Source organism: Staphylococcus sp. HMSC14D10, assembly GCF_001808125.1.
GTDB lineage: Bacteria > Bacillota > Bacilli > Staphylococcales > Staphylococcaceae > Staphylococcus > Staphylococcus haemolyticus.
Map to the genome: position 1 here is coordinate 36,307 of NZ_KV792237.1, position 17,177 is coordinate 53,483.

The window sequence follows — 17,177 nt, forward strand, 5'->3', positions numbered from 1 at the left end:
TTAGGGTTATTAGATGTATGCAATTTTGAATATCTATGCTTAAAAAGAGTATAAAATTAAAGACATAAAATTTTGTTGATGTCAACAACAATTTAAGGGAGTAATTTTCATGATTGATATTCAAATTCAAAAATCAGAATTAATCGATGTAATTGAAAGTATTGTAAAAGAAAAAGTGTATGTTGAAAGTGACGAAGCATGTGAATTTTTAGCGACTGGGATTGTAAATGGTTTGGAAGAGCTTAATAGTGATGAAACACAAGCGAATAACTTGTTAGGACTCAATAGTGAGTTGCAGCACGAAGTCGATGAATCAAATGACGCAATTAAAGTGACCTTATCTGCTGCAGACAGTGCCTCCAGTAGCTCGCAATTTGTTAATAAAGGCGCGGAATAAACATTAGTGATTATTAAAAATGTTAGTGTAAGAACTTTTGATTTCAACAGCAATATACGAATGAAAATAAGCATCACCTATTATGAAAAGCGAATGCTTTTTAATAGGCGGTGCTTATCATGTTATGACGCATTTATGAGAATAATACTTTTAAGATGTTAAATAGAGAACCTATTAATTGAAGAAAAGTACCAGACATAACGAGACCTCCTTTTGATTAAACTTGAAATGTATTAAGCGTTGCGTGTTAAATTCTCACTTTGGACTAAATCATCTGCTAAGCCATGCCAAAATTGTTGTAATTCAGCTCTAGTACGTTTTGTGTCAGTACTATCTTGGCCGACAAAATCTACATGATCCCAATCATGTTTTGTTGGTGTTACTTGCCAAATACCTTTTTGATTTGTATCCGTTGCTTGTGTATAAGCTTGATTAAATGGATGTTGTGATGAAATAACAGACACTAAGCCATCATTTTCTCGCCATTCTTTTTCAGCTGCTTTACCAATTACATTAGCAGTAAGGGTAAATGGGAAGAATAAATTTAAATCAGATTTTTGACGTCCGAATAACGATGCATGTGTTGATTCTCCTGTGTAAGTTTTATACACAATGTTAGGGTTTAATGATGTTTGACGATTAAGATTTGTCGCACCTTCACGTGTTAAATCATAAAAGCCATTGTCTTTGGTTTGCCATAATTTTGAATCTTTAACACGTTTGACATAGTCAACGTAAGACTCGTTAGGCTGTTGTTTTAGACCCCATTGAGACAGACCGAAGTCTACACGTGAATCTTTATTGCCAAGTACTTTTCCTACGTCAAAGACAACTTGACGAATAAGCGCTTCGTTACCTAATAAATCTGACGCATGTGTGCCGTTATGTGGCGTTCCAAGTGTCGTAATTGATGAAATCATATTATCGTTTTGACCTTGATATAAAGGTGAAATATCGCCACCATGTACACGTTGATATTCTTGTTCTTCTGGATTACCATTTCTTAATAATGATTCTAATTGACGAATCGTTTGACCGCCCATACTATGTCCTACAAGATGTACTTTTTGGCCTGGTTGCCAATCTTTATATACGCCTTCATATGTTTTACCGTAACGTTCATGACCATATTTGGCAGCGTGTGCAGCACCATAATCCACAGTTCCACCTTTAATATAGTAATAAAGTTCGACAGCACGATCGTAGTTACTACCAAACGCACTAATGCTCGCTTCATAAGATTCATAGCCGTTCTCTTCTAAATCCTGGCGTATATTTAATTTATCGCCCCCCCAATAGTGCGCTAGTACGGATGGGTTTATGTCATCAGTAAAACCATTAAATCCGTGAACTAAAATAATAGGGTCTTGATTTTTATACTGAGCTTGTTTCGCAACTTTATTGGTTTGATCTTTCGTTCCAGTTGCAGCTTGTGATTTAGATTGAGTGTTTGTCGTTGCGACTGCGTTATTTTTAAGTGTATTTAACCCAGATTGTGCATCTTTATTTTGTTTAGAAGACTTATCACCATCTAAAGTAGGGTTAGTTTGCCCATCAATTGAAATATTATTATTATCGCTATTTTGTGTATTAAGACGATTCGTTACTTCAGAGGTTGTCGCTTCCTTCTTAGTTAACGTTTGTTGCTGAGATTGTGTAGCGGTTTTAAGTGCGTCACCTTGATTGTCCTTTGGTTGTGATTGTGCTTGTTGATTGTCGACTTTTGGTTTATCTGACGCATTTGATTCTATTGACTGTTGTTGTTCAGTTGATTTAATTGTGTTTGGATTAGTTTCGTTTGAAGAAGTATTTGCATCTTCAGATTTAACAACATTTGAATGTAGTTGATTTAACGCTTCTTTTTTATTATCAGACGTTTCATTAGTTTGTGATTGCGTATGTGCAGTTGTTTTCTTAATTGTGTCGTCTTCTTTAGAAGCTGTATCAGTTGATTGTGTTGACGGTTCTTCCTGTTTAGATGATTCAGATTGTTGCTTTGTTATGCCGTCGTTAGTAGTTGGTTTAGAAGTTTGTGTATCAGTTGAAAGTGATTGTTTAGAAGTTTGTTTAGCTTCAGTTTGTTGGTTATCGCTATTTGAAGCTGGCTTCTCAGATTTTACTGTGGTACTTTGATGCGTCTCATCTGAAGTTGTAATAGTTTCATTCGTTGTAGATGCATCGTCAGTTTGATTATGTTCATTATGTAAGCTAGTTTGTGAATTATTTGTATTATTTTCAGTTTGAGACGCTTGCGACTTATCTTGTTCAGTTGATTGAACTTGCCCCTTTTGAGTCGCGTGTGTGTCTTTATCCCCAATAGATTGTGCTGACGCCGTTTCAGGAGTTCCCACTTCCTGTTGTTTCTCGGCTGCCTGTGCTGAGCCACCTCCCATGAATAGCAACGTTGCTACTACAACTGATGACGCGCCTACGCTCAATTTACGAATACTAAATCTGTTCTCTCTTGTTTTCATAAACAGCACCTCTATTTTATTTAATTTTTGAAAATGAAAATCTATGAATCCATATTAGATAAATAAATTAATGATTGCTTGTGGCAAGAATTCAAACAATTTGCTAAAGATCGCTTTAATAGCTTCCATAATGACCTCCCTTTCATTTTAAAAGAGAAAGCGTTTACAAAATGAGGTAAAAAAATATGTATTGCGAGGATACCTTAAGTGAAAAAACGTATCTCTTTCAAAGTAATTTAAACAAATAGTAACCTTGCTCACTAACAATTGTCAATGACTTAGTAGGAATCGTTTTTATATGGCAACGAGTTGGAACGATCTTTAAATCATAAAAAAGACTGAAACGATAATCGTTTCAGTCGTAAAATAGCGGAGAGGGAAGGATTTGAACCAACGCGAGCAAAAAGCTCCTACCAATCATAAATGATTGGCCTCTTTAGCCAGGCTTGAGTACCCCTCCATAAATATATTTTTTAATATGTTTTATATTTTACCTCTATCACTTTATTTTGTAAACAAAAAATACTTTGCTTTTATTATTAAATTAAAAAATAAGTCTAAAGTTTTATTAATTAATACATCTAAAGACATATATTGTCCGACTAATATTATATAATAATATTGAAAAATTATTATATTGAGCGATGTATGTCGTGATATAGCTATATAAAAGAAAGGTATTGAGGAGAATAATATGTGGAAATCAAAATTTGGTAAAACATTTATTGCAAGTGTAGTGATTGGAACAACGATGTTTGGTTATGCCGGTCATCATGATGACGCGCAAGCTGTTGGTAACTATTATTATGATGGCTTACATGCAGGTGAGTACTCAGGATATTTAAAAGCTAAAAAGATCAGTAACAGTTCAATTTCAAACAAATATTATCCAAAGGCATCCCAAAGTAATTTGAAATCTATTGGTCGTGTTTCGAATTTAAATGGTTGGAAAGTGGGGATTCCAGAATATAAAGGTCAAGACTCAATGGGTACTGGTACGGTTATTGGTGCGCATACCTTTGTTACAAATGGACATGTTATTGATGATAAATATGGTAAAGCTGCAGCACCAAAATATATTAAATTTCAATTGAATCGTAATGGTAAATCAATACCTTATACTTTTCATGCAAATGAAGTCATTAAGGTACCGCAATATGATATTGCGATAGTCCACACTAAAAAAAATATGTCGAAGTATGCTAAACCAATGCGTATTGCGACAGATTCTGAAATTAAGAAATTGAAATTTAATACACCTCTATATTCATTAGGTTACTCAAAAATTAATGGCGACAATACAAAACCATATCTTAGTAAATTTCGCGTAACACAATTTTCTCCTAATGGTTCAGAAATTCAAACGAAAGACATTTTTAGATCAGGTGCGTCAGGTTCGCCTATGTTAAATAGCAAATATACTACAATGTACGGTATGAGAACGTATGGACACAATTTAGGTGGTACTGCGACCGATATGTATGCTAAGCAAGAAATTTCTGGAGGAGAGTCTTTCAAAGGATATGCTGGCAAATTTGTTCGTCAACATATTAAGTAATTTGATTGAATAAATTGAATTACAAGCGTTTTGCAATTTATTATACAAAGGGAATAAAGGGTGGAGAGAAATGAAGAGAAATTATTTAATGATTGGTGCGCTTACTGGAACAATGTTATTAGCTGGTTGTAGTTTAAGTGATTTTGGACTTGGAAATGAAGCATCCGAAGATAACAACAAATCATCACAAACGGATAAATCGAATAAAGATAGTAATTCGAAATCTGATAATAGTACTAATAATAAGAAAAATAATGATGCGAATTCGGTAAAGAGTGTTAAAGATTTAAATCAAGCTGAGAAAGTCGCATTAGCGCTAAGTGATGACAGTGTATCTAATGTAGCTATAACTGCCAATGATTTAAAGCGTCATTCATATATTGAAAATAGTAATACTGGGAAAAAGCAACAAAGTATAGATAAATACGAATTACAAGCAACTGGAGAAGCAGTTGAAGACGCACCAGAAGGGATGACATTTTATAGTGCTTCACCTAGCAAAGGATCCTTTGCGACGTTAATCGGTGTGAGTGATGATAAAGTAGCAGTAATAGGTACACAAAGTACAGGCAAATACCGACAATTTATTCAATCTGACTTAGGACATGAACTTGATGTTAAAGATTTATATCATAAATATGGCAAAGATTCAGATTATAAAAAAGTCGCAAAACAAATTTCTATTAGTGGTGGTTCTAATAGTGCACATTCTGCTAATAGTAATAATAAAAATACGAAAGAATACTTTGCTAAAATATGGCTGACAGCACGAAATGACGCAGATGACATATTTAACGGAGAGGACCATACGTATGAACCTGTAGATATGTCCGGTGAACCGATTAATCCATATAATGAAGATGCTTCAGAAGTGTATCCTGAAGGAACCGTTGTATTAAGTCCATCCGTTACAGCTCTAGGTCACATTACTTTTAAAGATAATAATGATGGGACAGTCACATTTTACGATGTACTAAGTCATTTCCAAGACCATCGTTGGACCGAAGATGGCTACTCTAAACAAGAAACAGCTCGAATTTTGAAAAATGGTCAAACAAAGAAGATTAAGAATGCTTCGGATTCAGATATTGAAAAAGTAGCAAGTTACATTACATCTGATACGCCTAGACAACCTGAACATTATGATAGTTCAAATTCAGATGACAGTAGCTCAGAAGACTCTGATAGTAGTTCAAGTGACGAAACGGTGACACGTGATAATGTCATTGATAAAGTCGAAGAATACGAAGGGCATACTTTAGATACGGACACATACACATATAAAGAACCAGAAAAAAATTCTGACGGAGATTGGGGCTTCTCATTTACTGATAAAAATGGTGAATTAGCTGGATCATATATTGTAACCTCAGACGGTAGCGTTACGAAATATGATGAAAACGGCGAAGAAGAATAAACCTTTAAAATAAACAATATAAGGCACCTCGTTAATTTAGCATAGTGATGTTAACTAAATTAACGAAGTGCCTAATTTTATTGTATTTTGGAGATACATAGATGAATTACGAATATTGTTGCGCGTGGGGCCCCAGCACAGAGATTTTCAACAAGAAAATCTACAAGCAAAGCAAGCTGGGAAAAGGATCTTAAGTGTTTATACGCTTAAGTAACTAGTTCTAATGATTAAAATCAAAGAACTGCTTTAGAGCCTTTCCCGCTGGAAAGCGAAATAACTCAAGCAAGCGAAATCTATCTATAAACTACTTTATCGAACACTTTCATTATTTATAAATACCTTTAATCTCATCTAATCTTTCTACAAAAATATCAATATACGATTGTGGTTTCAGAATCTTAGCATGTGGCGCTAATTGATAAGCAATGTAGTACGCATCGAAACGCGTACAATTCACCCATACTGTAATATAATCCTCACTTCGTTCAACAACTTCTTTAATAGAAAATTGCTGTTGGAATTGGTTCCAAAAGTGTGTGTGTATTTGGAATAAAACAGGATTACAAGTGCCATCCTTCTTGAATTTCAAATTTAAAACTTTCACAGACAAGATATCACGAAGTAGAATCGTCTCAATTTCATGATCCTCTTCGTACGTAAACCAATAATCGTAATGCATATACAAAATAGATAATGGTTTAATGACTATCTTTTTATCTTTAAGCTCGATGCGAACAATATCTTTATTCACAATTGCTTTTTGTAAAATCATAAGATTTTTCCCGGGCAATAATTCCTGTCTAATTTTAAATTGATTTAACGTACTCATTAAAACGTGTTTATCTGAAACCTTCATTGAACTAATTGAGCTAAGTAAAAATTTGTGAATATCGTGATGCAATATGGGTGTTAAACTTTGAAGTTTAATGAGTAAACTAAGGATGCCTAAACTATGTTTACTTTGTGTTTTCTGCTTAAGTTCATATCCTGCCAATTGATGATTATAAACGACTCTAGTATTACTATGACTCCAAAACTCATTTTCATAAAAGAATGTGTTAATAGTTTTAATATCACGCTGTATCGATTTCTTACTCACATCAGTAAATTGATTTAAGTCGTGTTGCGTAACAACGTGACCTTTAAAAAGCAAAGTTAAAATATTGAGTATACGAGTTGATTTATCCAAGAATTGGATCCCCTTTGCATCAATTCTATATTTACTTTGAAAATTAATTATATAGTATCATATTCTTTTTACGATGTGTATAATTCCAAAATTAAAAAGTAGCGATATATCAATAAACATAAATATTAAGACGACATCCATTCACAAAAGAGTTAATTTATAAATATTTTATTTAATATTGCATTTAAAAGGAAAAAGTGATAAATTTTTATGTAAGCGGTTACACAAAAGGAGTGGCAAAGTGAGAACGATTAAAGAAGTGGCTCAACAAGCAAATGTGTCAGTAGCCACAGTCTCAAGAGTGATTAATAAAAGTGGTTATGTGAAAGAAGCAACACGTAAAAGAATTGAACAAGTCATCAAAGAATTAGATTATTATCCTAATGAGACTGCAAGAACTTTATTTACCAAAAAATCAAAAACAATTGGACTGCTTTTACCAGATATGAGTAACCCGTTCTTTACAATTGTTGCTAAAGGTGTAGAGGACACAGCAATTCAAAAAGGGTATCACGTCATGATTGGCAATGGTGAAATGCAAGAACATAAAGAACTAAACTATCTAACCACTTTTAAAGTGAATAATTGTAGTGGCGTCATTGCTTCACAGTTATCAACTCAATTTGCCTTTGATCAGTTTAATTCATATCAATTACCCTATGTACTAATTGACCGTGTAACAGATAATCAGCAATGTATAGAAGCGGACCATTATAAAGGTGGGAAACTACAAGCTGAGACAATTATTAAAGGAAATGCACAGCGTGTACTATTGTTGCATCAAGACTTGAATTATCGCTCTTTTGAAGAACGATTTAATGGTGCAAGGACTACTCTAAAGAATCATGACATTCAATTATGGATTGAGAATGAGCATGACATCACAATTGATAAACTGAAAGCATATGTTAACCATAACTATATCGATAGTGTGATATGTAGTAACGACGTAACTGCGCTTAAAATCATGAAATGGTTACATGATTTACACTTCCATATTCCAGATGATGTACAAGTCATTGGGTATGATGATATTCCATTAGCCAAGTTATTTTATCCAAGTCTGACAACGATAGAACAACCTGCGTATGAAATAGGGAAACAAGCAGCATTAGGTTTGATTAATCAATTAGAACACAATGACATAACGACGAAAGTCGTATTAGATGTTGATGTCATTCATAGAGAATCTACAAGGAGGAAGAAAAAATGACAAGTATATATGTAGTTGGAAGCTTATCTATTGATTTAGTAGTTTCTACAAATAAAGTACCAAGTAAAGGTGAAACCGTTCTAGGTGAGTCATTCTTTACGACACCTGGTGGAAAAGGGGCAAACCAAGCAGTAGCAGCTGCAAGACTCGGTGATGATGTTTATATGGTAGGACGCATCGGTGATGATGATTTCGGGAATCAAATTTTTACAAACTTAGAAGACAATCATGTTTTAACGGCATTTCTGAAACCCGTTACACATTCTGCATCTGGTACGGCACATATCACTTTATCTGACAATGATAATAGTATCATCGTTGTACCTTCAGCTAATAACTATGTTACGTCAGATTACGCGTTGGAAGCTTTAAGTCAAGCTCAAGCAGGTGACATTGTTTTAATTCAACAAGAAATTCCCGCTGAAACAGTAAGAGATGTCGTATTGTATTGTGATGAACACGATATGATATCAATTCTTAACCCAGCGCCATTCCGAGAAGTAGAGGCAGATGTTATTGATAAAGCGACGTACATTACACCTAATGAAACAGAAAGCAATGCGATGTTCCAGACTGATATTGATAAAGCATTAGAGCGTTACCCTAACAAGTTAATAATTACATTAGGAGATAAAGGTGCTATGTATCATAACGGCACTGAAAAGGTTCAAATTGATGGATTTAAACGAGAAGTTAAAGATACAACAGGTGCTGGGGATACATTCAATGGGGCTTTCGCAGTAGGATTACAAAGAGGATATTCAATTGCACAAGCACTTAAACTTGCGAATTTAGCAGCAAGTCATTCAGTAACATGTATGGGCGCTCAAGGTGGCATGCCAACCTTTTCAGAAATTGCAGGTGAATTAGATGTATAAAACAGGCATATTAAACAGCGACATTTCAAAAGTACTCAGTGATTTAGGACATACAGATCAAATTGTAATAGCTGATTGTGGGTTACCCGTTCCTAAAGACGTTAAGAAGATTGACCTTGCTTTAACATTGGGACAGCCAAGTTTTCTAGAAGTTTATGAAGTACTTAAGCAACATATGGAAATTGAACACGTAACGATAGCTGAAGAAATGGAAGTAGACAATGCACCTATCTTTGAACAAGTGACAAAGGACTTTTCAGAAATAGAACAAGTTAATCACGAAACATTTAAAGCATTAACTAAAAACGCTAAAACAATTATTCGTACAGGGGAAGCAACGCCATATGCAAACATCATACTTCAAAGTGGTGTCATATTTTAAGGGGTGAAATTAATGATTCAAATGACTAATATCCATAAAGCCTTCGGGGACAACGAGGTTCTAAAGGGTGTTGATTTTACTCTAAAGCTAGGTACAGTGCATGCACTAATGGGAGAAAACGGGGCTGGTAAATCAACACTCATGAAAATTCTAGTTGGGATTCATAAAAAAGATCAAGGTGTTATCACTAATTCTGATATTGAGATCGACTATAACAATCCTAAAGAAGCGGAAGAAAAAGGATTAACATTTATTCACCAAGAATTGAATTTATATCCAGAATTAACAGTGCTTGATAATTTATTCGTTGGAAAAGAAATCAGAAACAAAATAGGAATACTAAATAAAAAAGAAATGAAGCAACAAGCTGAGCAAGTGTTTAAAGAATTAGATTTCTACATTCCATTAAACAAAGTGGTCAAAGATTGCTCAATTGGTGAGCAACAAATGATAGAAATAGCTAAAGCGATGATGACTAAAGCACAAATCATTATTATGGATGAACCAACAGCAACATTAACAGATAAAGAAATACGTCGATTGTTCGACATGATTCATAATTTAAAAGCTAAAGGTGTGGCCTTTGTATACATTTCACATAGAATGGCTGAAATTTTTGAGATTTCGGATGAAATAACGGTGATGCGTGATGGTGTCTCTGTTATGTATGATGAAACGGCAAATCTAACATACAACCAAATTGTTAAAGCAATGGTTGGACGTGAACTAGATGAACAGTTTCCACATAGAACGTATGAACCACAAGATGTTGTTTTAAACGTAAAACGTCTCAATAATCCGCTACATCATATTGAGAATCAATCATTTTATCTTAAAGAAGGTGAAATATTGGGCGTGAGTGGTCTAATGGGGGCAGGTCGGACTGAGATGATGAGAAGTTTGTTCGGTGTCGATAAAGCAGATAATGAAATTGAAATTAAAGGACAAACAGTATCTATAACGTCTCCAATCGAAGCGATGAAACATGGACTTGCTTTTATAACTGAGAATCGTAAAGAAGAAGGGTTAATCTTAGACTTCTCCATTAAAGACAATATGGTGTTACCTTCATTATTTAGCTTTTCAAAACATGGCATCGTAGACGATAAAAGTTCTGAGCAATTTGTTGATACGATGCGTAAAAGACTCAATATTAAATCTCCAGGTAGACTGCCGGCCGGCTCATTATCAGGTGGTAATCAACAAAAGGTCGTATTAGCAAAGTGGATTGGTACCGGCGCGCAAATCATTATTTTAGATGAGCCTACACGAGGTATTGATGTCGGAGCAAAAAGAGAAATTTATCAACTTATGAATGAACTCACGGATCGTGGTGTGTCTATTATTATGGTCTCATCTGAATTGCCTGAAGTCATTGGTATGAGCGATAGAGTGATGGTCGTTCATGAAGGTAATATCAAAGGGGATCTTACAGGAAATGAAATTACAGAAGAAAATATTATGACTTTAGCTACAGGGGGAACTTTAAATGAAACAGTTAACAGCTAAAACATCGTTCATGGAAAAGATTATTCCATTTATTGGTTTGATTTTATTAATTATTGTAGTGAGTATTTTAAACCCATCATTTTTAGATTTATCTAATTTACTCAATTTATTAAGACAAATTTCTATCAATGGTCTGATTGCCTTTGGTATGACATTCATTATCTTAACTGGCGGTATAGACTTATCAGTTGGTTCAATTCTTGCATTGTCATCGGCGTTTATTGCATTAATGATTACGAGTGGTGTTGACCCAATAATTGCATTAATTATTGGCGTACTGATTGGTTTTGTTTTAGGTGCAGTAAATGGTTTATTAGTTACTAAAGGAAATATGGCGCCATTTATTGCAACACTTGCGACGATGACGATTTTCCGTGGATTAACATTAGTTATTACTGACGGAAATCCAATAACAAATTTAGGGGATAGTTATTTATTCCAATTATTTGGTAAAGGCTACTTTATCGGTATTCCAGTACCAGCAGTAACAATGATTATCGTGTTTGTGATTTTGCTTATTCTTCTTCAAAAAACAACATTTGGACGCCATACATATGCGATTGGTGGAAATGAAGTAGCTGCTAAAATTTCAGGTATCAAAGTTAATAAAATTAAAATTTTAATTTATGGAATTTCAGGGCTAATGTCAGCGTTAGCCGGAGGCATATTAACATCACGTTTAAATTCTGCACAACCAACAGCAGGTACTTCTTATGAGTTAGATGCCATTGCTGCCGTAGTACTTGGTGGTACGTCATTAACAGGTGGTAAAGGACGAATTGTTGGAACATTAATAGGTGTACTTATTATAGGTGTTTTAAATAATGGATTAAATTTACTTGGTGTTTCTTCATTCTATCAACAAGTCGTTAAAGGTGTAGTTATTTTAATTGCGGTATTAATTGATCGTAAAAAATAAGAGAAAGCAGGATAACAATATGAAAAAATTATTAGCCATGACATTAGCACTTGTCCTATTTTTAGCAGCATGTTCCTTAGAATCACCATTGAAGAATGATAAAAATGGTAAAACAAATAAGAAAAAATCAGAAATTACAATAGGCGTAAGTATTTCAACTTTAAATAATCCATTCTTCGTTAAAATTAAAAATGGAATTGAAAAAGATGCTAAAGCACAAGGTATGAAAGTTAAAGTTGTAGATGCTCGGGATGATTCAGCTAAACAAACGAATGACATTGAAGATTTAATTCAACAACAAGTTGATTACTTAATTGTTAACCCAACAGATTCAAGTGCGATTTCAAGTGCTGTGGAGTCAGCGAACAATGAGGGTATTCCAGTAATCACGTTAGATAGATCTGTTGATAAAGGCGAAGTTGCGTCATTTATTGCATCAGATAACGTTGAAGGCGGTAAAATGGCTGGCAACTACTTAGTTGATAAAGTAGGTAAAAATGCAAAAGTTGGAGAACTTGAAGGAGTTCCAGGTGCAAGTGCAACGAGAGAAAGAGGTAAAGGGTTCCATGAAATTGCAGATAAACAGTTAAAAGTAATTGCTAAACAAAGTGCTAAGTTTGATAGAGCAGAAGGATTAAACGTAACGCAAAACATGTTAGAAGCACATCCTGACATTAAAGCTATCTTTGCTCAAAATGATGAAATGGCACTTGGTGCAATCGAAGCAATTGGGGATAAGGATATTCAAGTCATTGGATTTGATGGCAACGAAGATGCAATGAAATCAATAAAAAATGGCAAACTAGATGCGACAATAGCTCAACAACCTGAACTTATGGGTAAAGAAGCAATTAAAGTGGTCAATGGACTAATGAAAGGCGACTCTGTAGATAAACAAATCAAAGTGCCATTAAAATTGAAACAAAGTAAGAACTAAATATGTTTGAAATAAAAAAGATTCTGAGACGGTAAGTCATCTCAGAATCTTTTTTAATTAATAAGTGATTGATGAGAACGTAACAATGCATAAACTGTATCTAGATGTGGTGTGTTCACGTTATGAGATTTTGCCTGTTTAAAGATAAAACCTTGTATTGCTTCGACTTCTAATGGCTGATGATTGATTATATCGTAATACATACTTGTTCCCATATGATCAGGATAGCCAGCATAAATTTGTATAATGTCATCGACGATTGTATTTGGAAACTGTATACCTGATGCTTCGGCTACTTGGTGTCCTTCTTTTAATAGTTGACGACATAGATGTTTGACTTCGTTAATTTTTAAGATTTGAGCAGTATTGTGACCAAGTGCAGTTATAGAATTAATACCTAAATTCACTAATAATTTATACCAAATTTTTTCTTCAATATTGTCTTCTAAAACCATTTCAATTTTGGTTGTATCGAATAATGCTTTTAAATGCGTTGTGGTATCATCTTTTTGCAAATGTAAACGATAATCTCGAAAATGAACGACTTCGTTTCCGGATTTTTGGCCACTTATATATACGACTGCCTGATATTTGTGTTTGAAAGGAAGTTGCGGCAATAAGCCATAACCATTTTGAGCTAAAATAAAGCACGTTTCATTATGTGCGAAATGATGTAATTTTGGAATTAGTGAATTAAGTTGGTGCGTTTTAACCGCAATGATAATAACATCAAATTGCGTATTTATGTCATCAATACTATGGACTTTGATAGTTTCATTTACAGGTTGGAGGGTCATTATCTTATTAGCACGACCGATTAATGTAACGTTTGGCAGTGATTGCTGCAGTTCATAAGCAATCGTCGTACCAACCGCACCAGGTCCAATAACAGCAATTTTCATTTTAAACCTTCCTTTCTGATTAGAATTAAACATATATGTATAGAAGTATTTGTGCACCATAAATATAATCATATAGTATAATCATTTTACTTTTCTATGTAAATTAATCTTTTAATTAAAAAGATGGATAAGCAAAGATAAATATTAGAACAGAAAATGATATGATTTTATATAGAAGTTGATATATAATATTGAATTGAAATAATGGGATAGCAACTTATAAAGTTTTGTTTAAAAATGTGGACATAAATAATAGGAGTTAATTTAAAATGAAAAATTTAGCAAAATTAGTTGAAATGAAACAAGACAAAACAAAAATTTCGATGATTACAGCATATGACTTTCCAAGTGCCAAACAAGCACAGGATGCAAATATAGATATGATTTTAGTTGGTGATTCACTTGGAATGACGGTACTAGGTTATGAAACAACAACACAAGTGACATTAGAAGACATGATCCATCACGGCAAAGCTGTACGTAGAGGTGCTGATGATACTTTTGTAGTAGTGGACTTACCAATTGGCGCAGTTGGTGTAAGTGATGAACATGATTTAAAAAATGCGATAACACTTTATCAAGAAACAAATGCCAATGCGTTAAAAGCAGAAGGTGCACATTTAGTTAATTTCATTAAGAAATCAACACAAATTGGAATACCAATCGTAGCGCATCTAGGATTAATGCCACAAAGCGTTGGTGTTATGGGATATCGATTACAAGGTAGCACGAAAGATGCGGCTAAACAGTTAATTCAAGAGGCACATGCAGTTCAAGAAGCAGGCGCAGTTGCTTTAGTATTAGAAGCAATTCCAAGTGACTTAGCTGGTTTAATTAGTGAGCAATTAGATATACCCGTTATTGGTATTGGAGCAGGAAAAGACACAGACGGTCAAGTATTGGTTTATCACGATATGTTAAATTATGGCGTTGATCGCTATGCTAAATTTGTAAAACAATTTGGCGATTTTTCAGTAGGAATTGATGCCATCATACATTATGATGAAGAAGTTAAGGCAGGCACTTTTCCAGCTGAAGCCCACACATATAAGAAAAAGATATTGAATGAGGTAAACAACAATGACTAAAGTGATTCAAACTGTATCTGAGATGCAACAAATTACACAGGAATTGAAGCGTACAGGTAAAACGATTGGCTTTGTTCCAACGATGGGAGCCTTACATGAAGGTCATTTGAGTATGATGCGTCGCTCAGTTGAAGAGAATGATATTACTGTAATTAGTGTATTTGTAAACCCTCTACAATTTGGTCCAAACGAGGATTTCGATGCCTATCCACGTCAAATTGATCAAGATGTAGCCTTAGTTGAAGCAATTAATGTTGATTATGTATTCCATCCAGCAGTAGAAGAAATGTACCCAAACAAGCTAAGTGTCACGTTAAAGGTAGGACGTCTAGCGGAAGTCTTAGAAGGTGCACAACGTCCAGGTCATTTCGATGGTGTAGTTACGGTCGTAAACAAGTTATTTAATATTATGAGTCCTAATAAAGCATACTTTGGTAAGAAAGATGCACAACAGCTCGCAATTGTTGAAAAAATGGTAGAAGATTTTAATCATCCAATTGAAATTGTAGGTATTGATATTGTACGTGAAGCGGATGGACTTGCACGTAGTTCGCGAAATGTATACTTAACTGACGACGAGAGACAAGAAGCTGTTCACTTGAGTAAAAGTTTAGAAATAGCTCAAACATTGTATAAACAAGGAGAACGACGCAGCCATATTATTGTTGGTGAGATTAAGACATATTTATCGGAATATACAAGTGGTCACATTGATGAAGTTGCAATTTATAGTTACCCTGATTTAGAAGTTGCGACAGAAATACAAGGACAAATTTTTATATCTTTAGCTGTTAAGTTTTCGAAAGCACGATTGATAGATAATATAATTTTAGGAAGTGAATAGTAAGTTATGATTAGAACGATGATGAACGGTAAGATTCATAGAGCACGTGTGACTGAATCAAATTTAAATTATGTCGGAAGTATTACAATTGATGCCGATATCTTAGACGCAGTCGACATTTTACCTAATGAAAAGGTAGCCATCGTAAATAACAATAATGGTGCCCGCTTTGAAACATATGTTATTGCTGGTGAACGAGGTAGTGGCAAGATTTGTCTTAATGGTGCAGCATCTCGATTAGTTGAAGTTGACGATGTGGTGATTATTATGACCTATGTTCAATTAGATGAACGTGAATTAGTTGACCATGCGCCTAAAATGGCTGTTATGAATGAAAAGAATGAAATTATTCAAATGATTCATGAAAAAGAAGGAACAATAATCAAATAAATAAGTGTGACAGCAGTCTGAATAACAAAATTGATTTGATCCGGTAGCTTAAAAGCTATCGGATTTTTGTGTGGGCTGTGTATCAGAGTGTTATAAACATCACCTAAAATTATAACATTTGTATAGTATAATAATATTATATAAAAATGTTATAAGATTAGAGGGATCGCTAATGAAAAAATTTCTATCACTTAGCATCACATTTAAGTTAGTGTTAACAGCCTGCAGTACACTTGAACCATCTAAAGAAAATAAAGCGGAATCTCACACGAAACAAACGGATACTAAGACAACAAAAGACAATAAAAAGCAAAATAAGGTTGATATTAAAAAGAAGGATGAAGAAAAAAACAAAGATATTATACCTAACTTTTCTGAAAGGGAAAAATTGGCTTTAGCTTTTTGTGTCGACCATGTTGACCAATATACATTAACGAAAAATGAAATTTTAACTGGATTTTATTTACCTATAGATCCAGCTGGAGAGGAACACTATAAATTAGTTGATTTTACATTAGTTAAATATGATAAACCTATTACAAATGCGTCAAAAGATATGCATTTTTACACCGTATATCCTGACAAACGAAGTTTCGCTGCCATCATCGGTGTGAATAATGAGAAGATATTCTTAGGAGGAACGCAAGCTGCAATCAGTGATTATAATGAATTAATGCAACATGGAAGAGAAGTAAATTTAAAAGATGTCTATTTAAAAAATAATAAAGCCTTGCCAGAATTAGTAAGTAAAATGCATATTGATAATAAGTATCCTGAAATAAGTTATGACGAGAATGGAATGTCTAATAAAGAGATAGAACGATCGGGTGTAGTAGGTTTACATCTTTGAAATCAAATCTATCAAATTATTGCAGACTTTGAAGGTATTAGTTTAAAAGATTCAGGTTATTTATAGGAAGATGTGAAGCTACTTAATTCAAATGAAGATTGGTCGGTACGATATCGTAATCAAGATGGAGAAATCGTTGGTTCTTATAGAAATATGAATGACAAAATTCAAAAGCTCGAAGCTAATGGAAATGTAGTTAAAGAAAAAAAGTTGAATAGTATATAAAAACG

Annotated in this window: 17 protein-coding genes and 1 tRNA gene; 14 read left to right on the forward strand and 4 right to left on the reverse strand. The window is 33.9% G+C overall.

Annotation, left to right across the window (positions count from 1 at the left end; genetic code table 11):
• Nucleotides 1-109: 109 nt before the first annotated feature.
• Nucleotides 110-397 carry a hypothetical protein gene (locus HMPREF3134_RS02030; protein WP_037550880.1) on the forward strand — a complete coding sequence of 96 codons (288 nt, stop codon included), beginning with the start codon at nucleotides 110-112 and terminating at the stop codon, nucleotides 395-397.
• 233 nt (nucleotides 398-630) lie between these two features.
• Here HMPREF3134_RS02030 and lip read toward each other — a convergent pair whose 3' ends face one another.
• Together lip and HMPREF3134_RS02040 are read right to left on the reverse strand one after the other, a co-directional pair.
• The gene (gene lip / locus HMPREF3134_RS02035) at nucleotides 631-2,871 is read right to left on the reverse strand and encodes a YSIRK-targeted triacylglycerol lipase (RefSeq protein WP_070440387.1); all 2,241 of its coding nucleotides are present in this window, start codon (nucleotides 2,869-2,871) and stop codon (nucleotides 631-633) included.
• Nucleotides 2,872-3,241: 370 nt separating this feature from the next.
• Nucleotides 3,242-3,331 (reverse strand) — tRNA-Ile (locus HMPREF3134_RS02040).
• 234 nt (nucleotides 3,332-3,565) lie between these two features.
• Here HMPREF3134_RS02040 and HMPREF3134_RS02045 point away from each other — a divergent pair.
• On the forward strand, nucleotides 3,566-4,429 hold the full coding sequence (locus tag HMPREF3134_RS02045; RefSeq protein WP_070440389.1) for a trypsin-like serine peptidase: 864 nt from the start codon (nucleotides 3,566-3,568) through the stop codon (nucleotides 4,427-4,429).
• Nucleotides 4,430-4,955: 526 nt separating this feature from the next.
• Nucleotides 4,956-5,846: a hypothetical protein gene (locus HMPREF3134_RS12620; RefSeq protein WP_370863064.1), complete on the forward strand. Its 891-nt coding sequence runs from the start codon at nucleotides 4,956-4,958 to the stop codon at nucleotides 5,844-5,846.
• 325 nt (nucleotides 5,847-6,171) lie between these two features.
• On the opposite strand, the gene HMPREF3134_RS02055 is transcribed toward HMPREF3134_RS12620, so the two are convergent.
• Nucleotides 6,172-7,035 (reverse strand): HTH domain-containing protein, encoded by an 864-nt coding sequence (locus HMPREF3134_RS02055; protein ID WP_070440394.1) that lies wholly within the window; start codon nucleotides 7,033-7,035, stop codon nucleotides 6,172-6,174.
• A 241-nt stretch (nucleotides 7,036-7,276) separates the two neighbouring features.
• On the opposite strand from HMPREF3134_RS02055, the gene HMPREF3134_RS02060 reads away from it, so the two are divergent.
• The 6 genes from HMPREF3134_RS02060 to HMPREF3134_RS02085 are packed head-to-tail and all read left to right on the forward strand — an operon-like array spanning nucleotide 7,277 to nucleotide 12,873.
• A complete protein-coding gene (locus tag HMPREF3134_RS02060) occupies nucleotides 7,277-8,248 on the forward strand; it encodes a LacI family DNA-binding transcriptional regulator (RefSeq protein ID WP_070440397.1) in 972 nt (323 codons plus the stop codon).
• On the forward strand, nucleotides 8,245-9,126 hold the full coding sequence (gene rbsK, locus HMPREF3134_RS02065) for a ribokinase (RefSeq protein ID WP_070440399.1): 882 nt from the start codon (nucleotides 8,245-8,247) through the stop codon (nucleotides 9,124-9,126). The genes HMPREF3134_RS02060 and rbsK overlap by 4 nt, the downstream gene beginning before the upstream one ends.
• Nucleotides 9,119-9,508, forward strand: a complete 390-nt coding sequence (gene rbsD, locus HMPREF3134_RS02070; RefSeq protein ID WP_037550872.1) for a D-ribose pyranase — start codon at nucleotides 9,119-9,121, stop codon at nucleotides 9,506-9,508. The genes rbsK and rbsD overlap by 8 nt, the downstream gene beginning before the upstream one ends.
• A gap of 12 nt (nucleotides 9,509-9,520) precedes the next feature.
• On the forward strand, nucleotides 9,521-11,017 hold the full coding sequence (locus tag HMPREF3134_RS02075) for a sugar ABC transporter ATP-binding protein (protein WP_037550870.1): 1,497 nt from the start codon (nucleotides 9,521-9,523) through the stop codon (nucleotides 11,015-11,017).
• On the forward strand, nucleotides 10,998-11,936 hold the full coding sequence (rbsC, locus tag HMPREF3134_RS02080; RefSeq protein WP_037550868.1) for an ABC transporter permease subunit: 939 nt from the start codon (nucleotides 10,998-11,000) through the stop codon (nucleotides 11,934-11,936). The genes HMPREF3134_RS02075 and rbsC overlap by 20 nt, the downstream gene beginning before the upstream one ends.
• Nucleotides 11,937-11,955: 19 nt before the next feature.
• Nucleotides 11,956-12,873, forward strand: coding sequence for a D-ribose ABC transporter substrate-binding protein (locus HMPREF3134_RS02085; RefSeq protein WP_037550866.1), 918 nt, complete (start codon nucleotides 11,956-11,958; stop codon nucleotides 12,871-12,873).
• A 53-nt stretch (nucleotides 12,874-12,926) separates the two neighbouring features.
• Here HMPREF3134_RS02085 and HMPREF3134_RS02090 read toward each other — a convergent pair whose 3' ends face one another.
• Nucleotides 12,927-13,775 carry an oxidoreductase gene (locus HMPREF3134_RS02090; RefSeq protein WP_037550864.1) on the reverse strand — a complete coding sequence of 283 codons (849 nt, stop codon included), beginning with the start codon at nucleotides 13,773-13,775 and terminating at the stop codon, nucleotides 12,927-12,929.
• Nucleotides 13,776-14,044: 269 nt separating this feature from the next.
• Here HMPREF3134_RS02090 and panB point away from each other — a divergent pair, with 269 nt between their 5' ends.
• The 5 genes from panB (at nucleotide 14,045) to HMPREF3134_RS12350 (ending at nucleotide 17,172) form a co-directional block, all read left to right on the forward strand.
• On the forward strand, nucleotides 14,045-14,863 hold the full coding sequence (gene panB / locus HMPREF3134_RS02095; protein ID WP_070440403.1) for a 3-methyl-2-oxobutanoate hydroxymethyltransferase: 819 nt from the start codon (nucleotides 14,045-14,047) through the stop codon (nucleotides 14,861-14,863).
• On the forward strand, nucleotides 14,856-15,707 hold the full coding sequence (panC, locus tag HMPREF3134_RS02100; protein WP_037550861.1) for a pantoate--beta-alanine ligase: 852 nt from the start codon (nucleotides 14,856-14,858) through the stop codon (nucleotides 15,705-15,707). The genes panB and panC overlap by 8 nt, the downstream gene beginning before the upstream one ends.
• 6 nt (nucleotides 15,708-15,713) lie before the next feature.
• A complete protein-coding gene (panD, locus tag HMPREF3134_RS02105; RefSeq protein ID WP_070440406.1) occupies nucleotides 15,714-16,097 on the forward strand; it encodes an aspartate 1-decarboxylase in 384 nt (127 codons plus the stop codon).
• A 172-nt stretch (nucleotides 16,098-16,269) separates the two neighbouring features.
• Nucleotides 16,270-16,947 carry a hypothetical protein gene (locus HMPREF3134_RS02110; protein WP_256262251.1) on the forward strand — a complete coding sequence of 226 codons (678 nt, stop codon included), beginning with the start codon at nucleotides 16,270-16,272 and terminating at the stop codon, nucleotides 16,945-16,947.
• A 72-nt stretch (nucleotides 16,948-17,019) separates the two neighbouring features.
• Complete coding sequence (locus HMPREF3134_RS12350; RefSeq protein ID WP_256262252.1) at nucleotides 17,020-17,172, forward strand: hypothetical protein; 153 nt, start codon at nucleotides 17,020-17,022, stop codon at nucleotides 17,170-17,172.
• Nucleotides 17,173-17,177: the final 5 nt, after the last annotated feature.